22 protein-coding genes are annotated in these 23,144 nt (G+C 35.7%); all 22 read right to left on the reverse strand.

Annotation, left to right across the window (positions count from 1 at the left end):
• Window positions 1-1,200: a stage III sporulation protein AE gene (locus BN3326_RS06070; protein WP_069998200.1), complete on the reverse strand. Its 1,200-nt coding sequence runs from the start codon at window positions 1,198-1,200 to the stop codon at window positions 1-3.
• Between the two features lie 17 nt (window positions 1,201-1,217).
• Window positions 1,218-1,610 carry a stage III sporulation protein AD gene (gene spoIIIAD, locus BN3326_RS06075; RefSeq protein ID WP_069998201.1) on the reverse strand — a complete coding sequence of 131 codons (393 nt, stop codon included), beginning with the start codon at window positions 1,608-1,610 and terminating at the stop codon, window positions 1,218-1,220.
• 11 nt (window positions 1,611-1,621) lie between these two features.
• On the reverse strand, window positions 1,622-1,819 hold the full coding sequence (gene spoIIIAC, locus BN3326_RS06080; RefSeq protein WP_069998202.1) for a stage III sporulation protein AC: 198 nt from the start codon (window positions 1,817-1,819) through the stop codon (window positions 1,622-1,624).
• A gap of 12 nt (window positions 1,820-1,831) precedes the next feature.
• Entirely contained in the window at window positions 1,832-2,347 is a 516-nt protein-coding gene (locus tag BN3326_RS06085) for a stage III sporulation protein AB (RefSeq protein ID WP_069998203.1), read from the reverse strand.
• A gap of 10 nt (window positions 2,348-2,357) precedes the next feature.
• Window positions 2,358-3,302, reverse strand: a complete 945-nt coding sequence (spoIIIAA, locus tag BN3326_RS06090; RefSeq protein WP_069998204.1) for a stage III sporulation protein AA — start codon at window positions 3,300-3,302, stop codon at window positions 2,358-2,360.
• Between the two features lie 134 nt (window positions 3,303-3,436).
• Window positions 3,437-7,411: a PA14 domain-containing protein gene (locus BN3326_RS06095; protein ID WP_069998205.1), complete on the reverse strand. Its 3,975-nt coding sequence runs from the start codon at window positions 7,409-7,411 to the stop codon at window positions 3,437-3,439.
• Between the two features lie 244 nt (window positions 7,412-7,655).
• The gene (locus BN3326_RS06100) at window positions 7,656-9,371 is read right to left on the reverse strand and encodes an LTA synthase family protein (RefSeq protein ID WP_069998206.1); all 1,716 of its coding nucleotides are present in this window, start codon (window positions 9,369-9,371) and stop codon (window positions 7,656-7,658) included.
• A 76-nt stretch (window positions 9,372-9,447) separates the two neighbouring features.
• A complete protein-coding gene (gene efp, locus BN3326_RS06105) occupies window positions 9,448-10,005 on the reverse strand; it encodes an elongation factor P (RefSeq protein ID WP_069998207.1) in 558 nt (185 codons plus the stop codon).
• Between the two features lie 73 nt (window positions 10,006-10,078).
• Entirely contained in the window at window positions 10,079-11,161 is a 1,083-nt protein-coding gene (locus tag BN3326_RS06110) for a M24 family metallopeptidase (RefSeq protein ID WP_069998208.1), read from the reverse strand.
• Between the two features lie 2 nt (window positions 11,162-11,163).
• Complete coding sequence (gene aroQ, locus BN3326_RS06115; protein WP_069998209.1) at window positions 11,164-11,616, reverse strand: type II 3-dehydroquinate dehydratase; 453 nt, start codon at window positions 11,614-11,616, stop codon at window positions 11,164-11,166.
• Window positions 11,597-12,115 carry a shikimate kinase gene (locus BN3326_RS06120; protein ID WP_069998210.1) on the reverse strand — a complete coding sequence of 173 codons (519 nt, stop codon included), beginning with the start codon at window positions 12,113-12,115 and terminating at the stop codon, window positions 11,597-11,599. Before BN3326_RS06120 ends, aroQ begins: the two co-directional genes overlap by 20 nt.
• Window positions 12,108-12,359, reverse strand: a complete 252-nt coding sequence (locus BN3326_RS06125) for a late competence development ComFB family protein (RefSeq protein ID WP_207646311.1) — start codon at window positions 12,357-12,359, stop codon at window positions 12,108-12,110. Before BN3326_RS06125 ends, BN3326_RS06120 begins: the two co-directional genes overlap by 8 nt.
• Window positions 12,360-12,392: 33 nt before the next feature.
• Entirely contained in the window at window positions 12,393-12,827 is a 435-nt protein-coding gene (locus BN3326_RS06130; RefSeq protein WP_069998212.1) for a pilus assembly FimT family protein, read from the reverse strand.
• The gene (gene aroE / locus BN3326_RS06135; RefSeq protein ID WP_069998213.1) at window positions 12,827-13,696 is read right to left on the reverse strand and encodes a shikimate dehydrogenase; all 870 of its coding nucleotides are present in this window, start codon (window positions 13,694-13,696) and stop codon (window positions 12,827-12,829) included. Before aroE ends, BN3326_RS06130 begins: the two co-directional genes overlap by 1 nt.
• Window positions 13,665-14,177 carry a YqeG family HAD IIIA-type phosphatase gene (locus BN3326_RS06140; protein WP_069998214.1) on the reverse strand — a complete coding sequence of 171 codons (513 nt, stop codon included), beginning with the start codon at window positions 14,175-14,177 and terminating at the stop codon, window positions 13,665-13,667. Before BN3326_RS06140 ends, aroE begins: the two co-directional genes overlap by 32 nt.
• A gap of 66 nt (window positions 14,178-14,243) precedes the next feature.
• On the reverse strand, window positions 14,244-15,563 hold the full coding sequence (locus BN3326_RS06145) for a hypothetical protein (RefSeq protein WP_069998215.1): 1,320 nt from the start codon (window positions 15,561-15,563) through the stop codon (window positions 14,244-14,246).
• A gap of 13 nt (window positions 15,564-15,576) precedes the next feature.
• Window positions 15,577-18,330 carry a hypothetical protein gene (locus BN3326_RS06150; protein ID WP_069998216.1) on the reverse strand — a complete coding sequence of 918 codons (2,754 nt, stop codon included), beginning with the start codon at window positions 18,328-18,330 and terminating at the stop codon, window positions 15,577-15,579.
• 12 nt (window positions 18,331-18,342) lie between these two features.
• Window positions 18,343-19,437 carry a type IV pilus modification PilV family protein gene (locus tag BN3326_RS06155; RefSeq protein WP_069998217.1) on the reverse strand — a complete coding sequence of 365 codons (1,095 nt, stop codon included), beginning with the start codon at window positions 19,435-19,437 and terminating at the stop codon, window positions 18,343-18,345.
• A gap of 23 nt (window positions 19,438-19,460) precedes the next feature.
• Window positions 19,461-20,630: a hypothetical protein gene (locus BN3326_RS06160; RefSeq protein WP_069998218.1), complete on the reverse strand. Its 1,170-nt coding sequence runs from the start codon at window positions 20,628-20,630 to the stop codon at window positions 19,461-19,463.
• On the reverse strand, window positions 20,627-21,271 hold the full coding sequence (locus tag BN3326_RS06165) for a hypothetical protein (protein ID WP_141722854.1): 645 nt from the start codon (window positions 21,269-21,271) through the stop codon (window positions 20,627-20,629). Before BN3326_RS06165 ends, BN3326_RS06160 begins: the two co-directional genes overlap by 4 nt.
• Window positions 21,272-21,281: 10 nt before the next feature.
• Window positions 21,282-22,304 carry a type IV pilus assembly protein PilM gene (pilM, locus tag BN3326_RS06170; RefSeq protein WP_069998220.1) on the reverse strand — a complete coding sequence of 341 codons (1,023 nt, stop codon included), beginning with the start codon at window positions 22,302-22,304 and terminating at the stop codon, window positions 21,282-21,284.
• A 27-nt stretch (window positions 22,305-22,331) separates the two neighbouring features.
• Window positions 22,332-22,949 (reverse strand): PilW family protein, encoded by a 618-nt coding sequence (locus tag BN3326_RS06175; RefSeq protein ID WP_069998221.1) that lies wholly within the window; start codon window positions 22,947-22,949, stop codon window positions 22,332-22,334.
• Window positions 22,950-23,144 lie beyond the last annotated feature (195 nt).

The following is a 23,144-nucleotide window of genomic DNA, read 5'->3' on the forward strand; positions in this document are numbered from 1 at the left end:
CTAGATCATGTTTCCTCCTACACTTATACAGATAAGGAGTACAACAATACATAGTATCGTAATAATACCTACGCTGCTCATAATAAATTCACAGCCTTTTGCAAGCTTAGTTGCAATATGTGCCATCTTTTTATCGCCAATAGGTTCTATAGCAGCAGCTGCTACATGGTACACAACTACATAAGCTAAAATTTTTATAAGGGGCAAACTTACTATAACTATAATCCAGATAATTACACCTACTGAAAAAGCATTTTTAACCAGAAAAGAACAGTTCACCACAAAATCTACAGCGCCTCCTACCGCATCTCCTATAACTGGAATAAATGTCGTAGAAATATTAAGCGCAGCTTTTTTTACCGTAGTGTCTACATAAGGCAGCGTCATCTTATAAATACTTAATATCCCTATACTGATGGCAACAATAGCTCTTAGTGCCCATTTCATGCTCTTATAAAATAATTGTATAAGTTTATCAATCTTAAATTCATCACTCATTGTACTGATAACATCTAGTACAACAATAGAGACAATACAAGGAAATACTATGGTTTTAATGACGTATGTGCTTAAATTAAGTCCTCCGATTATAACAGGGGCAATAGATGCTGCTGATGAAACATAGCCCGATGTCGTCATAAAAGCCAGTAAACTAGGAATACATGCAAACATAATTCCAGACATTTTATCTACCGCATCTCTGGCAAGTTCTACCATAATAAAGAAGGATTGTATCACGCTATATAGCACCACAATATAGCAAACAAAAAAAGAAACTTTGGCGGTATTCTTCGTTTTAAAAGAAGTACTTAGAGTTTCAAGCAAGTTGCATAAGAGAACAATAAGAATAAAACGCACACCGAGTTTAATAAACACGCCAATTTCTTCGAATAAAAGAATGCCTATGGCATTTAAGACTGTCTGCAACGAAAATCTTTTCTCTCCTTTAATCAGCCCCACTACTTCTTCTTTTAAATTGAATGTCGTAAAACTTGGCATAGATCCTTTTAAATCTTCTTGCAGCTGATTGATCTCATCCCAGTTAAAAAAATTTACCTGATAATCTATAATCTGCTGCTTTTGTACTTCTGTTTTTTCTACCTCTGGTGTTTCTATACTTTGTCCCAAAGCAGGTGTCCTGCAGCCTAAAAAACAAATCCACATCATAAGTAACATATACCCTATTTTCTTTTGTCGCATTTTTACACCTCGTCACTTTATAAAAGCTCTGTAATAAGTGCTACCAGAGCCAGAATAACAGGAGATGAGATAACAAAAATCATCACTTTTCCTGCAAATTGAATTTTTGATCCAATAGCTTCTTCTCCCGCGTCCTTGCAAAGCTGATAGCCAAACTCTGCTAAATAGGCAATCCCTATTATCTTTAAGATAATGTTTAAATAACTGCTGTCCATCTGTGCCTTTAAAGACAAATCCCGTATGACGCTAAAAACACTGCTTAATTGTTCTAAAATAAAGATCATGAAGATAATGACTGTAACAATCCTTAAAATCATACTAAATAAGGCTGAGTGTTCGCTGTACTTTCCCATTGTAATAATTAAAATGGTTGCAACAATTCCAAAGCTAACTAATTTGAGCATTTCCATGTTATCCCCTCCTAAAATGCAAACATGGTTTGAACGACCTCAAACAGCTTTAAGATATATTCAATCACTACTAAAAGCGCCATAACAACACCTACAATTGTTATAGGAAATATCCATTCTTCTGCCCCTGTTTTTTTAAGTACTGTATTAATGATCGTAATACCAAGTCCAAGTCCCGCGAGTTTAAAGATAATCTCTATATCAAACATCCCTTTATCCTCCTATATTAAAAATATACTGATACATGCACCAATAAGAACACCTAGGTATTTATTGAGCTTAGTATTTTTCTGATATTTGCTTTTAGACATTATCAACTCCTGCTCGAGTTTATAGATCAGCATATCTATATTTTTTTTTTGCATATTTTTATCTAAGTAACCACATGCATTACTAAATTCAAAGAGTAAGCTGTAGTCTTGCTGGCTTAAATGAAAGGATGTTTTATGATGATTTAACGCTTGTTCCCACATCACATTTAAATCCGTCGTATTTCTATCTCCTAGTGCTCCTGCAAATGTTTCAAAAACTTTTTTAATCCCCTCACTACTGAGCTTACTTACATAAATGGCGGCTTCTTGTAAAGGTGTCAGCCTATAGTCGATTTCTGCTTTTAAGATTTCAAAAGCATAAATAAACTTTTCAAGTTCCTTAAGTCTTTTGTTTTCATGCCAATCTATAATAAACCCACACGTACTGCAGCTCACAAACATCAGTATAATCCCTAATAATTTCATCTGTGCCCCCTTATCTTAGCCTGTTAAAGTGATTACAGGCATCTAAAATACCCTCAATTGTACAAGGTCCATATTTGTTAGATAAAATAATAATCCTTTCAAAAAAAGAATTTTTTATTAAATCGTAAAGGATAGGTTTCTTTTTACAGTCTTCTATGTCTTTACCGTGCACAGTGCTTAATATGGTAATGCCTGCACTTAGTACTTCCCCCAGTGCATGGATATCCTCATTTTTACCAATCTCATCTACAGCAATAACATGTGGCGACATAGCTCTTAAAAGCATTCGCATTCCCTCAACCTTTGGACATCCATCTAAAACATCCGTTCTGATGCCCACATCATTCTGTGGAACTCCCTGATAACAACCGGCTATTTCTGATCTTTCATCTACCACGCCTACCGTATAAGGCCCATAGCCACTATAGCCATTGCTTAAATTCCTTATAATATCTCTAAGAAGCGTTGTCTTGCCGCACTTTGGCGGCGAAACAATGAGCGTATGATACACCTTGTCCCGACTTAGGATATAAGGCATAACTTCCTTACTGCAATTAAGCACCTGATGCGCAATTCTTATATTAATGGCACTGATATATTTCATGGTTTTTATCCCATTATTCTCCATAACCACTTTACCTGCAAGCCCTACTCTATGTCCGCCTTCAATCGTAATATAGCCTTGTCTCATTTCATCTTCTAACGCATAGAGCGAAAAACCACTTATGTATTTAAGTATGCCTGTCACATCTTGCTCACTCACCTTATAGCTTTCTTTGATTTGACAAATCCCTTCTTTATTTAAGCCATATTCTTCTCCCTTTATAAGCAAAATAAGAGGTTGATGTACTCTCATGCGTACTTCTTGTAAAACTTCATAGTGTTTATCACTCATCTGAAGTATCATTTCTTTAAGCGTATGGGGCATGATTTTCATAATCGCTTCTCTTTTCATAGTTGTCCTCCTTTGTATCGTTAATCATAGTTAAATATATGCACTATATTTAGGGACTAGAACTTTGTGCACAAAAAAAGACCTATAAGCAATTTTTTGCTTATAAGTCTTTTAAAACAAGTAGGATTAACGTATTAATTTATCTTAGATATTTCTCTATAATTAAGCTCAATCATTTCTGTCTTACTCTCTTCTATACCATATTTTTCGTCTTCCCTGGTGCCATCTTCTTTAGTATAGGCTTCTTGTATCCTTGGCGTAGCCTTAACCGTTACTTGTATGTTATTTGTTTTTTTAGGCATGATGTATTGATTTAAATAACTTTTTTCAGTATTGCCATAAGCAATCTCTGCCCCCATATTGGTTGGTATATAAATATCAAATACTTGTGTCGATCCAGCTGCTGCATTAAAGCTCTCATTTAAAGTAATAATTAATCTATTGCCTTCAACACGCGTCGTATAATCAGTGCCATTTCTTAATTTCTCTATACTTCCGCCATCTATACTAATAGCAACTATGGCCTTATTAAGATCAAACTGCATTAATGTTTTACCATCTAGCTCAGTTTCTTTAACAACTTTAAAATCTACTTCATACTTAATCCCCTTAGAATACTCCTGAAAATAAGTATTAAAAGAAACATTAGAAAGTGCCTCTGGAGCAATAAAGTTCTTTGTAGTAGAGATACTGGTAATCTGCGGTAGGATGCTTTGTATTTTAAACGGTCCATTAAGTACTTGTCTTGCAGTGCCATCCCGGCTTATAACTTGAATGGCTGCGTAATATGTGCCTTCTTTTGACGGCAGCGGTATTTGGTTTTCTAAAGTATAAGCATCAAAATAGGCCTCATTCACATCTCCAGGTGTTGTATTTGCGCTTGCATAAAACCAACTTGTTGGGATATTTGTCCACGTACCGCCTGATGCTGCTTTATAGCTTGGTATAAAAGCCTTATGCGTCGGACAGCCTTCATACCATTCCATATAAATAGGATATACTTTTCCCTCTTCTAGCCTTAATACTGGCGTATTGGGATCATCTTTTTTAATACCTGATCTATTGTACGCAGCAGCAACCGTCCAATCTTCTACAAATACTTTCTTTTCATTGTCAATAATAACATAGCCATAGGCCCCATCATCAGAATAGGCTCCAAAATTATAATTGCCTGTTTCATTTGGAATAATATATCCCCAAAATTTAACCGCCTTATTTGCCCCGCCTGTTTCAGCAATCTTACTATTGCCAAAAAAAGCATTGCCTTCAGCTTGTGAATGATATCTGTCGCCAGGATCTTTGACAGCCTTTTGCTTAACAAGATTTTCACCTAATGGCGATCCAAAAGTTTCATGTCTTGGCGGGGTAGTTCCTGAAGGATATTTCGATGTGTCAAATTTATACTCATAATGTCTTGTAGATATATATCCCGGTTCATCTATCAAATCTGGATAGGCTTCTTTTGTATTTGGAAGCACTTTAGGTATATCGCCCAGACTCCTCCACTCACTATCAGATTTATTTGGAAACGCTGGTTCAGCTTGACTTTCTATAATTTGATACTGCTGTTTATCGATCTCTTTTCCTTCAATCGTAACTGCTATCTTAGCGCCAGCATCTAAAGTAATAGGTGCTTTAAAGATTTGTTTTTGTTGTGTAGCATTTTTATCAAAGGCTGCTAGGTAATCATTGATAACTTGCCTATGCCTATTAATAGTCTGCATTTGCACCTTTGGATAACTTACAGCAATAGGAACATGAAGCGGCAAGGATTCATTGTTATTATTATCAACTGCCACAATATGCACATAACTATTTGGGATACTAAAATGAGCTCCTAGATCATTAGATATCCATTGCAGTCTGTCCTCTAGAGCAGTTATGTTATCTATCACTTCTCCGCTTGGATTAGTGAGTTCATTGTTATCTATAGTTATTTTATAGCCTTTAATGCCTGATGCTACAATGCCCTGTGCTGTGTTCTCATAGGTTTTTTGATTGTTTTGAGCGGTAATTTTATAGGTGTGAGTAGTCTGTACATCCTGAGCTGGTAAAAAATCTAAGATAACCTTACCGTTCTGATAAGCTGCTTGAATAACTTCCGGTGTATGAGGCTTTATAGTATCCTCACGATCTACATATGTATTACTTGCTGGGGTAAACGGTGTATCATTGTCTCGAGAAAGCTTATAGTCTTTGAGCCACTCAGGCTTTGTCCATGTGAGCTCTACCCATTTAGCACCTTTACCATCTTGTTTTTGGATACTTGTAAGTTCTAAAGCTTGAGGATCATAAACATATCTCACAGGCTCTGAAACATTATTAGCTGCATCAACACTCGCTAGATAAATATACACAATTTGATCTAAATTCGCATCTACCTGATTAATCTGAAGGGAACTTGCTTGAGCGCCTGCATCTACACTGACAACGCCCCATCCATCAGCTTTTAGTGTCTTTAGATCTTGTAATGTCAGATTAGCATTGTTGCTTGCAAAAGCAATATAACCTTTTAGCCCTACTGCAATCGTCGCAGTAGCTTCTTGACTTTCAATGGGATCGTGCAGCTTGTTAGCTTCTTCAGCTTTAACTTTATAAATATAGGTGGTACCTTGATCTACGGCTTTAGTAAAATCAATATGTATTTTTTTCTCAGCATTCATTTGTACACCTGTAACTACTGGCTGTGTAGGCGGCGTAGTATCTTGACCTGCTCTATCTGTTAAATGTGTATCCATTGTTTTTTGAGCTAGATAGAACAGTACGTTAGCCAGTATTTTCTGCTCATCTGCAGTTGCAGCTCCATTACTATGACCAGTCTGAATAATAGCGGTATTGTTCCATGTGGTTAGATAAAAATTAATAGCTCCGCCATTTACCTGCTGTGCTGTAGGATAATCGCTTCGTCCACTGAATGCTCCGCCATTTTTGAAGGTAAACCATACATCACCATAAGCAATCTGAGCCGCTGTATGGGTATAGGGAATAGTTAACGGGTTTTTGATCACCCAAGGATAGTTCATTAAAGCACCAGTCTTCGCTACTTCAATCTCAGATCCACCCCAGTTAAATTTCTTAGCAAAATCTATTTTACCGTTACTCACTAAAGTAGCTGCATTATTTATACTTGCTGAATAGCCTGTCTTAATATTAAATAAAGTCCTAAACTCTTTTGTACTTCCTAAACTAAATTTGTTGTTTTTATCCAGAATATCTGCCGCTGTAGTATCATGACCTACTAAAAACCCTTTTCCTGACTCAATAAACACCTTTATTCTTCTTAAAGCTTCTTCAGTAAATCCTTCATCTGCATTAGAGTCCCAATGCCCGACATAAATAACATCATATTCATCTAAATGATACTGATTAGGGTTGCTATTGAAGTTATCTATTTTAACTGGATTTATACTTAAAACACCTTTTCCATAACCATTATTCTCCATCCAAGTCTTTAAACTAGCAGCCCCTGATTTATTAGGATGAAGATTTAAAACCTTAACTTTTTTACCTGCCTCTTTATAGGCATCGATATTAATCGAACTTATAGATTGAAACGTATTTGTATTTTCCTGCTTGCGATATACTGTATAATTATAAAAGTTAGATGTGCTTGGTGCATTCCATTTAAGTTCTATAGCATTTTCTTCTGACTTTGGCTTAGCCGTAAGGTGAATAAATCTTGATACTGTATAAACAAAATTATTGCCTCCCCCTTCTGTACCAGTCGCTTTTTCAAACCCATACGATTCAAGATCTTGTTTAGCCCCCCCATGGCTCTTAAAAGCCTCACCTAGCCACCCCATAAGCGTAGATTCTAGAGTCCCAAAACCATCTTGTCCAAGTATAGCTTTCCCCTCTTTAGTTAAAAAGATCGTGGTATTTTTATCATTTCCATTACCTTGAGGATGATTAGTTTTGATTAAGATTTCAATACCTGATGGACTCTCAACTGTCACATTAGCCTGGGCTAAGACTTTTTCTATAAAGTTTAACATCCCTTGTTCTTGTTGAATGTTTTCCCCTGCCGCATAAGTCACAAGAGATGACATGACCAGCGAAACGATTACCAAAAGCAAAATATAGTTGTTTTTAGATCTTTTTTTATACACACTTTCTCCCCCTTATATTTTAAAGCTTTTTTCTAGTTTTCTAACGCTATAGTACTCTCCTATGGTAAAATATGTTTATAATAATATATTAATATTATTTCACCTCTTTTTCAACTAATTTAAACATTTATATACGACATTTTAAACACTTTATAATTTACTTATATTTTATCGGCAAAAATAAAGACTTATGCGTTCGTTTTTGAACACATAAGTCTTTATTTGCATTATATAATAGATACTTTTAAGGCATTCCTAATTGCAATGCTGATGTCGGATAAAGGTCTTTTCCCTGTGTTATATAGCGCTCACCCATTAGCAAGTCATATGCTGCTAAATCCAGTTGCTGAAAATAATCTTGCTCCTTTTCAAAAACATGATGCACAGAGGAAATAATCCCTCCTCTTATGCCAATACTATCTAGTACTTGTGTATAGAGCTTATATGTTGGAATAAGCGGCGCAGCTTTTCCTCGAAGTTTATAATTACTTACAATAAAGTAAGGGACTTGATCTTTAATATAATCTTCATCATAGGTAATGCTATCTAAAGCTGGAATATGATCACTATATACTACAAGTACAGTAGGCTCTTTTAATTGATAAATAAATGTAATAAGTGCACCAACGAACTGATCAGTTTCTGCAAGCCGGTCAATATAATCTTGTATTTGATGACGTATAGGATCTTCTAGATCTCCAGTAATAGTAATATCACTTGTATTTCCCTCATAATCATAGTCATAACTCGAATGCGTGCCCACAGTAACAGTAAAGATAAAATCCCTATTTGATGTAGCTTGTAAAGTTTCTTGAATATATTTAAGCAATATGTTATCTTTAGGCCAGTTCTTAGTATACTCAGCCCCTTCCATATATTCAATAGGGATAAAATGATCAAATCCAAAAACTTTATAAACTTCATCCCGTTTATAAAAACTGCCTTCATGATTATGAATAGCTGTTGTGTGGTATTTTTTATATTTCTTTAACACATGTACAATAGATTCAATCGGTCTGCCATCTAGTGCATCACTCGTATAAGGTACTTCATACTTAAATAGCTGCGCAATTCTCATCCCTGTTAATATCTCAAACTCTGTACGTGCAGTATTAATACCAGGCACTTCTATAGATCCACACCAGTCTCCTGTCATATATTTACGCATATTGGGTATAGGATCTTTACTATAGCTAATGTTTTTTAACGTAAGCGGATCTATGAACGATTCTACTTGCAAAAAAATGATATTAGGCTTTTTATCAGTTGCAGTAGTTTTGGGCTGATGCCTGAGCTTTTCTTGAAGTACTCTTAGTGATTGCTCACTATAGTTTTCTGGCATACTGTGGTTTTTAGCTTCGTAGGAAGCAACAAAAGAATAGATGGGTCCCTCTTCACTATAATCTATACTCTCTTTAACTTCAGACGTATCCTTTTTCTGAGCTTTAGAAATAACAGTTAAATTTAAACTTGTAATAAGTATAATAAAACAAACCATTAACATGGGATGATAAATATTCAAATGACATGAATAAGATTTAGCAAGAAAAAATAATCCTATCATTACAAGAATGATAATGAGCATAATAATATCAAAAGATAAGTATTTATTGGCAATTGATAGACCTTCTTTGGCTATAAAGAAATCTGGCCATCTAAGAGGCATACCCCTGATAACCATTAAAATTCTGCTGGCGTAAACAATGCTTAATATCCCCACTGCAAACAGATTAAACACAAAGGTCATTTTCGTAAATAATAAGCAGGGACACGTAATAATAAGCAAAATAATATAATTAATTAGAAAGATATCTACATGTGTTAAAAGATATTGGAATCTTTCTAATGGATTAAACGAACTAATACATTCTATAACAATATAGAGCAACAAGTTTAAAAAAAGCCATATCTTAATACGTACATACTCTTTCTCATACGTATTCTTACTTAAATCGCTCATTGCATCTCCCCTAAACTTATAAAATATTTTAAAAAGCAGCAGATTAAAATTAATCTACTGCTTAGCCATTCATTTATTAAGCTCTTCCTGTATATTCTCCCGTACGTGTATCAATACGAATAACTTCTCCTTGCTCAATAAAGAGTGGTACCATTACTCTCGCTCCTGTTTCTACAATAGCAGCCTTAGTTGCTCCTGTAGCTGTATCTCCCTTTAATCCTGGTTCAGTATCTGTAATTTTAAGTTCAACACTAAGTGGTGGTTCTATATCAAAAACATTCCCTTGATGTGAGAGTACCTTAACCATTTCGTTTTCTTTAACAAACTTAAGATTATCTCCAATAGATGAAGCATTAAGTGCTATTTGGTCATAAGTATTCACATCCATGAAATGATAAAGTTCACCATCTGCATAGAGATATTGCATGTCTTTACGTTCTATGTGAGCTTTTGGCATTTTTTCATTGGGGCGGAAAGTCTTTTCTAATACACTGCCTGTTTTTATATTTTTAATTTTACAACGTACGAACGCTGCCCCTTTACCTGGCTTTACATGTTGAAATTCAATGATTTGGTATAAATTGTTCTCGTATTCAATTGTAACGCCATTCCTAAATTCACCTGCTGAAATCATTACAGTTCCTCCTAATTATCTTTATCTAATATAGTGTAAACTACATTTTTCAATTTTTCAACGATTTTTTTACTTACTTAATGACAATAAGTTCTTTAGAGGAATGTGTGAGATTTTCTATGCCGTCATCTGTGATCACAATTAAGTCTTCTATACGTACTCCCCCAAAGCCTGGGATGTAAATACCAGGTTCAACCGTCATTATCATCCCTTTTTTTAATACGGTAGCATCTAAAGGCGAAAATCTGGGACTTTCATGAATATCAACACCCGTTGAGTGCCCAAGTCCATGTCCAAAATACTCTCCATATCCAGCCTTAGTTATAATATCCCGCGCTACTTGATCTACCTCCCGGCCTAACATCCCCGGCTTTATAGCTCTCAGTGCCGCAAGCTGAGCCTGTAAAACAACGTCGTAAATTGCTTTATGTTTTTCGGTAGCTTCTCCTATAACTAGTGTTCGTGTCATATCAGAACAATACCCTTTGTAGATACATCCAAAATCAATAACTACAAAATCACCCTGTTTTAATACTTCACTACCTGGTTCAGCATGGGGTAAAGCTGATTTAACACCTGCTGCAACAATAGATGCAAAAGAAGTGCCTGATGCACCGTTTGTTCTCATTACACGTTCAAGCTCAAGTGCTACCTCGTTTTCTGTAAGTCCTTTTTGATAGTTTGCTGTAATAAAGGATACAATATGAGAAAAAGCTAGATCTCCAATACGCTCAGCTTGTCGCAACCTATTTATTTCTTCTTCATCTTTAATCTGTCTAAACGCTTCTACAATATGCGAAGTTGGAACAAAATTAAAATTCTTATGATTACTTAGTTCTAAATAGGTTGTATAGTTAGTATGATCACTTTCAAAACCAATATACCTGGCACCATCTTCTTGTGCCATTTTTAAGGCTGTTTTAATCAGCCCTTCAGTGCCTTGATTTGCAACTTGAAAATCTTTACACTGTTCCTTTACTTGTTCTAGATATCTAAAATCGGTAATGATAACCTGTTTGCTCTTTGATATATACAGCATTGCATTTGAACCTGTAAAACCACTCATATAAAGTCTGTTAGACTTACTTCCAATCAGCATTGCATCTATTTTAAGATCATTCATTTTAAGTAATAATTTTTGGACGCGCTCACTCATTATTAGCCTTCTTTCTTATGCTTATTAATATATCTAACTAGTGCATCTAAAGCAATCAAATAACTGTCAAATCCAAACCCTTCTACAACGCCTACACAGGAAGCAGCTGTTACAGAATTTTTTCTGAAATCTTCTCTGCTGTGTATATGGGAAATATGCACCTCTACAGCAGGCTTACCTATGCTTTTTATAGCATCTGATACCGCATAGCTATAATGCGTATAAGCTCCTGGATTAATAATAATTCCTGCTACATCATCATGATAACATTGCTGTAAAAAATCTATAATTGCGCCCTCAAAGTTAGATTGAAAACAGGTGATGGTTATGTTTTTTTCCTGTCCGTAACTTGTGATTTCTTTTTCTAGATCAGCTAGGGAATGACTGCCGTATATATGAGGTTCCCGTATCCCTAGGAAATTCAGATTGGGCCCATTAATAACTGCTATTTTCATCTTCTACCTCCATTAATCTTATGATTTCTTGCGTAATAACCTCAATACTTTTACCTTCACAGGCTATTACCTTAGTGCAGGCTTCTTTATAAAGCTGTTCTCTTTTATTATAAAGTGCCAATAATTGCTCATAACTTTTAACTAATGGCCTGTTTTTATCATCACATACCCTATTGTATAACGTATCAAAATGCCACTTCAAATAAAAAGTGGTCTGACTTTTTAATAGACTAATATTTTCAGGCGTAACAATAATGCCTCCACCTGTTGAAACAACTAACTGCCTCTTAGGTATTAAATCTTTCAGACTGGAGGTCTCGAGCTTTCTAAAGGTACTTTCTCCAAAACGGTCAAACAATTCTTTTATCGTCGTTTTTTGATGTGCTTCTATATAATGATCCAGATCAACCCAGTTGTAGTCAAGTGTCGTGGCTATCTCTTTGCCTAATGTGGATTTACCGCTCCCCATAAAACCAATTAAATAAATATTTTCACTCATGTCTAACCTCATTATGAACTATTTTTATTGCGGCATTAATAGCTAGTACAACATCCGTTGCATATTGGGGATTAAAAGTGGTATTGGCCTTAACATAGACCGAGCCTGCGTCTGTTGCTATGTACATAGGTTTAAGGTTATTCAGTGCCAAGGCCATAATGTCTCTTTTGCACTTTTCGCATGTACACAGATCGTCCCACTCCTCCATTACGCTTTCTAAGTACTTTTCTACTAATATCTCCATGTAATTACTAATATGTTCCATCTCACACTCCTACTATAGCTTTTCAAAATAGACTGTTGTTTTACCTGTAGCTACGCGAATCGTAATTCTTGCCCTTTTTGATAAGGCCTTATTAACAAGTTCAATCGTTCCGCCTTTTGAAGGTGCCATTTTTCCTGCAAAGCTTATTTGCTTACCAGTTATGTCTCTTGGAATGGTTACATGCTTATCCATACTGAACTTATAGATAGCTGGCTGAATTCCGGATCTAATATAAACTGCTTTTTCTGTACATACAATATTATACTCTCTTCCGGTTAAATTTGCCATATGCTGTGCACTTCTTATGCCGCGTTCCACTTCTTTTACAAGAGCCGTAAAGCGTATTTCTTCTGCATAACCCATGCCAAGCTTGATACAAGAACCGCCTATTGTAACAAGCAAAGTAACAACCACTATCTCAAGTAATGTAAAACCCTTTTGGTTCATCAAACCTCCGCATATTCTAAAAGTTCTCTTTTTATATTTAAGATACTCTCTTTATCACAGCTTATCCCGTGCATCAGTTCAAATGCGCTTACCGCTTGATAAAACAGCATACTAAAGCCATTAGCAGCTCTACACCCTTTAGCTTTTGCAGCCTTCAAAAATTGTGTTTCTTTAGGGTGATAGATCATATCTACTGCTGCATGAGCTTTATTTAATACGGATTCTGTACAGCTAGGGATTTGTCCTATATATTTACCCATCCCTATTCCTGTTGTCTGAATCACAATATCAATTTCTTCTTCACATACTTCATCCTGTGCATAAATAAATGTAGGTGTGTCAAAGTACTGCTTCATATGCTCTTTAAGCGCTGTCGCATTTGCCAAAGTACGGTTAAAAATATGTATCCCTTTAGCCTCACCGGCTACCGATACATAAGCTGCATAAGCTGCCCCTCCACTCCCTATAATTGCCACATTTTGATCTTTCCATTCAATATGATTTTCTTTTAGCAGCTCTCTTAACCCTATATAATCTGTATTATAGCCTATATAGCCCTCTAGGCTGTAAACTAAGGTATTAATAGCCCCTATCATTTGAGCAGACGCATCTACTTTTGCAACATATTTAAAAAGCTCCTGCTTATGCGGCATCGTTACATTCAGCCCTTTTATATTAAGTGCATAGGCCCCTCGTATAGCATCCTCTAAACTTTGCTCTGTTACATGAAAAGGTACATAAATTGCTTCTTTATTCATTGCCTCAGCAAGCGCATTGTGTATGAGAGGAGAGAGGGTATGTTCTATAGGATCACCTATTACCCCGAGCACATGATGCTTACCCGTTATTATTCCGTTGTTTTTTTTCATAATAGCTAATCACCTTTTTCTCAAGTCCTCGTTTTATTTTTGTAATCCATTCATCCTTATCACTGACAGGCACAACAAGAATCGTTTTGATCCCTGCCTTATTGCCCCCATAAATATCTGTAAAAATCTGATCGCCTACTATAATAGCTTCTTCTTTTTGACAATCCATCAGGCGAAGCGCCTTTTTAAAACTCTTTGTAAGTGGCTTCTTAGATTTATGAATAGCAAATACTTTGAGCTTCTCATTAAATTTTATTACTCTGTCTTCTGTATTATTGGATACCAAAGTTATTTTAAAACCTGCTTCTCTAAGCTTCCCAAAAAATGTGATAATCTTATCATTAGGTTCTGCCTCATCATAGGGAACCAGGGTATTATCTATATCAAAGATAATACCCTTAATGCCCTCTTCTTGCAATGCTTTTATGTCGATTTCATAAATAGATTTTAAATAGTGGGTTGGAAAAAACTTTTTAATCATCTGTAACCTCTTATCTCTTAGTTTAATGAGTCTATCTTGTTTTGGTGCTATTTATTTGCTGTTTATTTATTTTTCTCCAGCTTTATCTTGCGCTTCTTGTGTCGGTTCAGAGTCACTGCTTTCATTTAAATAAACTTCCTCAGCAAGCGCCTCTCTATGCATAAACTGTATAAATTCAATCTTATTTTGCTCCATACCTATATAATACTTATAGTTATAGTATACTGTTTCATTGTTAGTAAGTATTGCTTTTACTGGTACATCAACAATAAATCTAGGTTGTTTCTTTGTGCCATAAACACTAGGTCTTATCGTTATCTTTGCATCATTTGGCTCTAGTTTTTTAACGGTATGCTTATAAGGATTAATTACACTATGAAAAGCTTCTTTATAAGACGCTTCAGAAATAACAACCTCTTTTACAAGTTCTAAATCTTTTTCCCATATTAATTTAAATACATCATAACCTGTATGAAAAGCTTTCTCGTAGTAGGAATAGAAGTCATCAGACTGCGTCATAAGCTTATTCATAACTATTTTAATAGTATTTTGCTCTCTTGCAGAGACCTCTTTTGAGTAGGGCACCCGCTCTATATGTTTTGTGTTATGCGCCAGCTGCCTTGTCTGTTCACTTACTAAAATAGCTGTAGCCTCTTTCACGCTCTCTATCTGAAGTTTTGTGCCTGGACTTATTTCTACCCAATAGTACTGTATGAGTTTTATTTCATCTGCAACATCACCTGAAATCTCTGCATACAAATAAACATGCTCAGCAGTTGCTTCTGATAGCTGATTAACAGAAAAAGTATATTTATTGCGTATTTGATCCTCTGCCTTTACATAATAGTTTTTCTCTGCATCCCACTCATACTTTTTGTTTGCTTCATTTAAGGTGTCTACTTGAGTATGGGTGGTGACAGCTACCCGATAAGTGGTATTTTCACCCGTTGGCCTCGAATCCACAATATGTACCGCTTCAACAATAGCAGGTCCCAAGGTCACATATTCATTAAGCTGAAGCTTCTTAGGCAGATGAAAATCATAAGTGAGATATTGTTCTTTTATTTTTGCACTTGCAGCAGGCGTTAAATAATCACCTATAAGTTTTAAAAGATTTTCTTTATATGCCTTATAGGTCTCCCAGTACGCACTGTCAACCTTTGAAGGATTTTGATTGAGCAGCAAAACCTCCTCTTCTGAGAGTGAAAAATAAGTTTTAAAAAACAATTTGAGTCCCATTTCTACAACTTCCTGCCCTTGGACCTCGCTGTCAGATTGCTCTCTAACACTCTCAGTAAACTGCGGAAAAGGTGTAGGTGTTATTTTTGTACATCCTGTTAATAAGCCTATCATCAGTAGTATAACCCTTTGATATATCTTTTTCATCGTTGACCCCCTTTCAATCATTAACTTTTCTCATCGTTTTTATTTTAACTTTAATATTTTGAGTCGTTACATCTAGAATGGATTGGTTAGAAAGTTTGACTCTGCCTTGTGTATAGTGTAAGGCATTTTTTGTGTAAGGCCCGAATATTACAGCTATATCTTTATTATCGCTATGACTAGATGGATCTTTAAACTGGGTTATTTTAAGCGCGTCTAGGATGGCTCTTAAAAGCATTTTATCCGAAGCTTGTATGCTAAGCAGTATATCCGGGTTATGTATAATAGTAACGTCTGTAGTACTACCTGATAATCTCAAGCCTACATCTTGTCCTAACATGATATTATCTCTTGCTCTTACATCAGTATTGCTGCTATGATCATATCCGCCTATGATAATAGCTCCTTCTATACTCAGCTTGCCTTTTATTTTTACATTACCTTGACTGATAATAATACCTTTAAATAGGCTGCCGCTAGTTCCTGTAACCTCTAATACATTGGAAGAAGGATTAATAATAATAGAAGGATAAGGTCTGTTCCCTTGTTCATCTTCAACATAATATTTATCAATATCAATGCTTCCGCCATTAACTACTTGTATAGGTGTTTCATAAGACCAGCTTTTATCACTCATCCCTCCTAAATCTACGACTTGTTCAAAACTTAAATTTCCAGGAGCTTTTGTTGCCTCGTTAAATGATCCATAAAAAATACTTCTTTTAGATAACATATAGCCTCTTAATCCCCTATAATCCTTTGTCAAATCTGGCCAATCAGGATCACTTAGATCCTTTATATAATGTTTATAATAGCCTTCTGAAAGATTAGCGGCACCATATTCTGCTATATAATATTTATTGAAACTGTCAAACATTTCTTGGATATGATCATATTTTTCATCCTTTGATCTGCCTGTCAGATCTTTTATAGATTTTGCCGAGCCACCTGTATAAAAAAACTTCAAAGCTTCTTCTTTATTTCCTAAATGAAAATTATTATAGGTTTTTGTAAACCCATTCGCTGACACAAAAGTCCCATTTGGTGTATATGTCTTTCCCTCTATGTTACTAATCGTTACTTTATCTTTCTTGATATTTTCATATAACTGCGCTTCACTATCTAAATAACTAGGGTTTCCAGCTGGGTCAGGGGGCACTTCACTATAACCTGTAAAAGAACTTACATCTTGGAAAGGTTCCCCAATGCTTTCCCATAAAGCATAAAAGATGCCTTTTCCAAAATCAATAAAGGGCTGTCCATTTATAAACATACCATCTGCCTTAATAAAAGATAAAGAATCGCCTCTATTAAAAATTCCACTGCTTGTATTAGGATCTCTGAATTCTCTGGTTCCTACTTTTAACGTAGGCCCAAGGGTACCATCCGAAATACCAAATATACTGCCTTCATTGCATAAGATACTGCTGTCTTTTACGTATTTATCTATTTTAACATCATTATCAACAAAGATATTGCCATCTACACGTATTTTATTGCCGCTTACGACACGCTCACCATCCCAAGGGCTTTGATTAGGTCCTCCCACATAGAAATCATCATAAATGGCCAGTGTATTCGCAACAATATCTCCCTCCACGTTAATGGCTGATTTGATTGCTTCTGCACTATCATTATATTTATCTAGATCAGTATTAGTCCCCTCCGCATTTAGTGCCCACCCATGGGTGGTCGCTACATTGTTCACACAATAAATGCTGCCTGTATTTGTTGTATAATTATCCCCGCTCGTATAACTGGCAGCACTGGCTGGCGCCAGCATCATTATTTTATTGCTGATAATAATATTACCTTGACTATAATAAGAACTCTCTGGTCTTGAGGTTACGGTTGTCAAGGTCGCTGATGGTGATTTCACTTCTAAGCGCCCGCCGTTACTTGCAATAATCCCTCCTATTTCATTCATGTCAGGTACTTTGAGTACAGGTTCACCCCCTACAGTTTGCAGGGTTGTCTGCCGGCTTGTCCCTTTAACCCTTATATCCCCTATAACAGTAAGTTTAGCCCCCTCTGTTATAACAACATCCGAAAAACATGTAATTGCGCTATCTAGAATCTCCGGTGGGTTATAAAGCCAATTATAAGCTTCATGTATTTCATTGTCTATTTCACTGGGAACTTCTATCGTAATGATTGCCTCTACCCTTTTAATGTCTTTGCCATCAGCTGTTTTGGCACTAGAATCGATTATAAAGTGTGACGTATTTACTGGACTTGCCGCTTTAAATGCTATAGTAATCTGAGTAGGCGATGTCTCTGTCTGCCCATCCCCTTGAACCTGATACTTCACTTCTTTATCAAAGTAATTTGCAGCTATAAAGTCATAGATCTTAGTATGTAAAACGCTCGCCACTACTTTTTTATCAATTAAAAACTTATCACCTTTATACTGCATCTTTTTAAGTGCCGCTTCATTACTTGAATAATAAAAATCTTCATGCTGTCCACTTAGTCTCACTTCGTTTAGATCGGTTAAGGGCTTTAAGTATTGATCCCGTATTTCCTGAATAAAAATGGGGATTTGTGCCTGTATGGCTTTGTTAACCGTATCCGCTCCCTTTTCTACCCCAGATTTAGCCAGATAGTAGGTATTGCTCGTATTTTTTTGCATATATACCATATCCCACTGCATGCCAGCTACGTTCATACTGGTTCCTACGATCAGCATCATCACTAGGATAAGGATGGTAGTGATAAGCATCGCTTCCCCTTTTTCATTTTTTCTGCAGCCCCTTGCTTTCAGCTTCATCCTTACACCCCCTTAGTACGCTGGACTTTCAAAAGTATAAACATCCATCATTGTTTTAACAATTTTACCGGACAAGCCAAGTCTTGGCGCCTTATCACGAATAATAACTGCAATTAAGTAATCATCTTCTCTATCGAGTGCGGTAATTCTTTCTATTGTTGTTTTCTTACCTTGATTGTCCGATATGATAAGATGTATTTTATTATCAAACTTCCCTAGATCCTCTTCGTTCATCAATATTTTAAGATTTATAAAAAAATCTGTATGATTAATAAACTTGAGAACTGCTGGCTGCAGTGTACCTAGATTAAGCGATCTTATATCTAAAATAACTATGGCCGTCCCTGTTGTGGCTAAGGACGTATCACTCTTTTCAATGGTATAGGTATAGCCTTTCTGGCTTGAGGGCACACGTGTAGTAATACTGTTTTTCTTAAACTGAACTGCTTGTCCTAACTGTGTAAAAGATGTACTTGATTCTAGGAGCACACCGCCCGTTTCCATTTTAAGGTCTAAGAGACCAACATCCACAATCTGAGTGGTACGCGCATCCGTCTCTGTATACGCAGGAATAAACTGTTTAAAAAACAATTCATCCGTAAATAAGTTTTTATGTTCTTTCCCCAGCTTGAATGTTGGAAGTTTATCTAAATCATCCGATCCTAATTGATAAGTTTCATCTGTATAAAATTTCACTGCTTTTTCTAATACATCGGCGGAAATAACTATTTTCTCCTCAACCTCTGGTATGTCTTTTATATTCCATATCGCTGCTTCATAGGCATATTGATCTGTAGGATACTTTTTATTAAAATCTTCTGCTGCAACTTCAAAAAACTCATTAAGAGAATATAAATTTGCTTTGTTTGAGTAGCTGGTTTCTATTTTCCTCACACCAATTAAATCTTTTTCTAACTGCTGCTTGATCTCATCTAGTAAGTTTTCTGCATAAAAGGTACTTTGACTGATACTTTCTGCTTCTTCTCTCATTTTAACTGAAGCTACAAATGCTTGTGATATTGGCAAAATACTGATAGAAACTATAAATAAACATACTGCTACTTCTACATAAGACATGCCTCTACTATTATCTGATTTTCTTAACATCTTTTCACATCCTTACTTACCTTTTAAGTAAGTTTTACTTTTCCCTTGGTCTGTCCTTGAAAAACCTCTTCTTCAAATTCATTATAAACGTGGATAGTCTCTAGCAAAGAACCTTGCAGGGTTACATTAACAACATCCTTTGTATAATTATTAATATAAATATGAATATCTGGCATATTTTCATGAATCTTCACAATATCTGATATAATATTAAAACTTGGCTGTGCTATAGGGATTAATGCACCATTTTGTTTGACATTACCTTGCTCATCTTCTAAAACCACAGAATACCCATCTTCTCTTATATTAAGTGTAATAAAGGTGTCTTTAGAGGATTTTAAGCCTGTATAGAGCGCATCATTTACACCGGGTCCAACAAAACTATAATTATCTCCAGATGCGAGGACATCCCATAATTCCAACTTAAACGTACTGTTTGACTGCGGCTTTGGCTGAGAGGACTGTGCAGGTGTTTGTTCTTCTTTTCTTTCATCTATTGGTACAATTGGTTCTTCATTGACTCCTTCTGTATTTAAAAAGGCATCTTCAGCATTATTAAGGCTATTAAAAGTAGTCGTATAAATTTCATCTTCCGAGTGTTCTCCCGCTGACATCACCATAGAAAATTCAACTGTAGATGCAACCACACGCTTCATCTGGCTGCCATAACGCATCCATAGCCTTATGTTATTTTTATCTTTCTGTGGGCTATTATCAATCTTAAAAGAAGCAATATTTATAAGCTGATAAGAATTATTGAGATTTTGTATAAACATTCTCGTCTCACCATAAGTGGATGTATAGCTTAGCCTATACTTTTTATCTAAAAAATGACCTGCTTCATTTTGATAAACAGTCTCTTCTAACTTTTCTATCTTCACATCAACAAATTGATTGTTTTCTATAAGTCTGATAAACTCTATAAACTCCTTGGCAGCAGAAGTAGTTGTCGGTATACTGTTCTTGGCAGCATTTTTTTCAGCGTTTATTTGATCAAGCTCCTTCTGTAAAACCGGAAGTTTTTTTAAATTTTTCTCTTGAGCTGCGAGTTCTGCATATTTTAAAGCACTCTGACTTTGTAGTTCTATAATTTCTTCTGTTATTTTTTTTTGAAAAGTAAAAACATACATAGTCTGTGCAATAATGATCAGTACACCTATCCCTATAAATATGATATTCTTAAGTCGATTCATTCTAGCTCACCTCCTCTTGATTCTAGTTGTGCTTCTTCTGAGGAAGTGCTTGATGGCTTAGCTTCTTCTAGAATAGGTAGCGTGATGGTCAGGGTGTAGGGTCTTTGTGATTTTAAAAAACCCTGTTCGTCTTTCTGCCCCTCAGATATATCAAATTCTATTTGGGACTGCTTATAAATACTTTCTAGAATAACCACATAATTAAGTAAATCTTCTATTCTATCTGTTTTACCAGCGATACTCATTTTTTGCTCACTGCTTATTATCTCAAGACTATCAATGGTCATCCCCACTGGTAGCCGTGCTGTAAGGCTGTCTAATAATTCTGTATGAATGAAATCTTTTTGTTTCATTGTAGTATACTGCTGTGTCCAAATATTAAATTCTGTTTTGGCAGTTTCTAGTTGTTTAAGTATATCATTGACCTCTGAAAATTTCGCATCGCCTTTCATAAGTTCAAGTTCAAGCAGTACCTTTTGTTCGTACTTCTTAAGAGAAAGCGGCGGCATAACAACCGCGGCTATAAACACTAAACACTCTAACAAAATAAACGCTGCAGCTATAGCTATGTATCTCTTGACTTTTTGTGCTTGTATGTATTCTTTAGGTAATAAATTTATTCCCCGTGTTTTAGTTTTCATAACGCTCCCCCTAAATCCCATGAATAGCCCCCAGAATATTAACAAAAAATCTTCTGTATTCCTCAAATTCTAATCCTGGACCTTCAATCACATTACTAAATGTATTAAATACTTTTGTATCTATGTTCAGTGCATCTTGTATGTAGGTTTTAATCCCCTCTACATTTGCCCCGCCTCCAATTAAATAAACCTTACTAATAGGTCTGTTTTCAAAGCGGGAATAGTAAAACTGCAAAACACGCTCAAGTTCAGATAAAATATTATACTCTATTTGTGGTTTAATCAACTCTATCAAATACTCATCATATTCTTTTTTAGCATCTTTTGACATTTCTTGTTCTTCTGGACTTATAAAAGAACTGTCAATGGCTTCATGGATGACATCTACCCCAAATTCAATAATTCTTGTAAGTACAGCATGTCCTTGCGCAATGATCGTCACCGTTGTTGATTTACCCCCTATATCAATAACAAGGATATCTGCGTCTATAGCATCCACCATACGTTCCTGCTGCCCAAATACTTTCTCTAAAGCTTGTGAAGGAATACTGATTTGTATCGGCACCCACTTTAAACTCTCAATAAGATTAACCATCGGCAGCACAATACTATTTGGCGCAGCCACTAGCACAACTTCCTGTTTATCTTCTCCCTTTTCCTCAAATTCTCTTACGATTTTAAAATCAATTTGATATTGGGCAGTATCCACCGGCAAGTATTCCTCAGGTCGGATCGCAATAAGCTGTCTGATCACCTTTTCTGATTGTTTAGCCATTACTATGTTTCTAATGATAATCGCATTGCCTTGTATGAGTATAATAGCCTTTTTAGCTTTATATTTTTTCTGGCTTATTTCCTTGGCAATAGTCTGGTAAATTGGTTCAATATTATGCATAGTCCCATCAAGTATACAATTCTTAGGTGTCTCTAAAAGCGAGAATCGTTCTACTTTAAGGCTAGTCCCCTTTTTTATAACTTCTATCAGTTTAATGGTATTGTTACCTATTTCTATCCCTATCACACTTCCTAGCATTTGATTCCCTCTTTTCTTTGAAAATACTTATGGTGTAACTTCATATGCTATTTTATATTGTAGAGATTCGCTAAAAACATTTTGAACCTCTTGGAATATCTCCCCATCTCTTGTGATGGCAAGTATACATTCAAACTGCACAATAGATGCGTCTTTCTCTCTTATCACTTTTATCTGCTCGATCTTATCTGATATAAGTGACTCAGTAAAATTTGCTTTATAAAACAGACGGTATTTGCCCTGATCTTTTTCAGTAGAAGTATTTTCTCTTAATATAATCTGACGTTTGCCTTTTTTAGTCCCTGTACCAGATGCAGTGTTAAGATCTATTGTGACAAACTCTCCCTCAATTAGATCACTTGATTCAGAGGTTTTAGGATGCTCTGGCGGGCTAATCTTTTTATCACTCCCATCTACTGTCTTAACTGTTAGCGTGACCTCATCTGCCAGCCTTATTTCTTCTCTTATAAAGCTGGTTATTATCCTTGCTTGTTCACTTAAATCACTCTTATGATCAAACTTGATATACAGACTGTAAGTCTCTCCAAAAAAATGCCACAGACTTCCCATCAGTAGGGAGAATAATAAAAGGGCTACGATAACTTCTAAAACTGTGAAGCCTTTTTGATTAGGTGTTTTTTTCATCATTCTCCCTCCTTATTGAAGTATTGTTTTTTGTCATTCTTAGTATTCGATTTATAGGTGAAAAGGGCTTTCATGGCTTAGGGTAGAAGATTTCATATAGAAAACGATTAAATGAGTGTGCTTAGTAATCTTTATGATTTAGGTGGATTATTTTAAGGGCCGCTTGGCAGGCAGGAGATGTTTTTTGTCTTTCCC

Source organism: Cellulosilyticum sp. I15G10I2 (genome assembly GCF_900095725.1).
Classification (GTDB): Bacteria; Bacillota; Clostridia; order Lachnospirales; family Cellulosilyticaceae; genus FMMP01.

Coding starts and splice junctions, on each gene's coding strand:
- BN3326_RS06085 (WP_069998203.1), bottom strand. CDS start 2,347: ATGAAATTATTAGGGATTATACTGATGTTTGTGAGCTGCAGTACGTGT.
- efp (WP_069998207.1), bottom strand. CDS start 10,005: ATGATTTCAGCAGGTGAATTTAGGAATGGCGTTACAATTGAATACGAG.
- BN3326_RS06130 (WP_069998212.1), bottom strand. CDS start 12,827: ATGAACCAAAAGGGTTTTACATTACTTGAGATAGTGGTTGTTACTTTG.
- BN3326_RS06165 (WP_141722854.1), bottom strand. CDS start 21,271: ATGAAAACTAAAACACGGGGAATAAATTTATTACCTAAAGAATACATA.
- BN3326_RS06140 (WP_069998214.1), bottom strand. CDS start 14,177: ATGATTAAAAAGTTTTTTCCAACCCACTATTTAAAATCTATTTATGAA.
- BN3326_RS06160 (WP_069998218.1), bottom strand. CDS start 20,630: ATGAATCGACTTAAGAATATCATATTTATAGGGATAGGTGTACTGATC.
- BN3326_RS06110 (WP_069998208.1), bottom strand. CDS start 11,161: ATGAGTGAGCGCGTCCAAAAATTATTACTTAAAATGAATGATCTTAAA.
- BN3326_RS06150 (WP_069998216.1), bottom strand. CDS start 18,330: ATGAAGCTGAAAGCAAGGGGCTGCAGAAAAAATGAAAAAGGGGAAGCG.
- BN3326_RS06175 (WP_069998221.1), bottom strand. CDS start 22,949: ATGAAAAAAACACCTAATCAAAAAGGCTTCACAGTTTTAGAAGTTATC.
- aroQ (WP_069998209.1), bottom strand. CDS start 11,616: ATGAAAATAGCAGTTATTAATGGGCCCAATCTGAATTTCCTAGGGATA.
- BN3326_RS06100 (WP_069998206.1), bottom strand. CDS start 9,371: ATGAGCGATTTAAGTAAGAATACGTATGAGAAAGAGTATGTACGTATT.
- pilM (WP_069998220.1), bottom strand. CDS start 22,304: ATGCTAGGAAGTGTGATAGGGATAGAAATAGGTAACAATACCATTAAA.
- BN3326_RS06155 (WP_069998217.1), bottom strand. CDS start 19,437: ATGTTAAGAAAATCAGATAATAGTAGAGGCATGTCTTATGTAGAAGTA.
- BN3326_RS06145 (WP_069998215.1), bottom strand. CDS start 15,563: ATGAAAAAGATATATCAAAGGGTTATACTACTGATGATAGGCTTATTA.
- BN3326_RS06125 (WP_207646311.1), bottom strand. CDS start 12,359: ATGGAGATATTAGTAGAAAAGTACTTAGAAAGCGTAATGGAGGAGTGG.
- aroE (WP_069998213.1), bottom strand. CDS start 13,696: ATGAAAAAAAACAACGGAATAATAACGGGTAAGCATCATGTGCTCGGG.
- spoIIIAD (WP_069998201.1), bottom strand. CDS start 1,610: ATGGAAATGCTCAAATTAGTTAGCTTTGGAATTGTTGCAACCATTTTA.
- BN3326_RS06120 (WP_069998210.1), bottom strand. CDS start 12,115: ATGAGTGAAAATATTTATTTAATTGGTTTTATGGGGAGCGGTAAATCC.
- spoIIIAC (WP_069998202.1), bottom strand. CDS start 1,819: ATGTTTGATATAGAGATTATCTTTAAACTCGCGGGACTTGGACTTGGT.
- spoIIIAA (WP_069998204.1), bottom strand. CDS start 3,302: ATGAAAAGAGAAGCGATTATGAAAATCATGCCCCATACGCTTAAAGAA.
- BN3326_RS06070 (WP_069998200.1), bottom strand. CDS start 1,200: ATGCGACAAAAGAAAATAGGGTATATGTTACTTATGATGTGGATTTGT.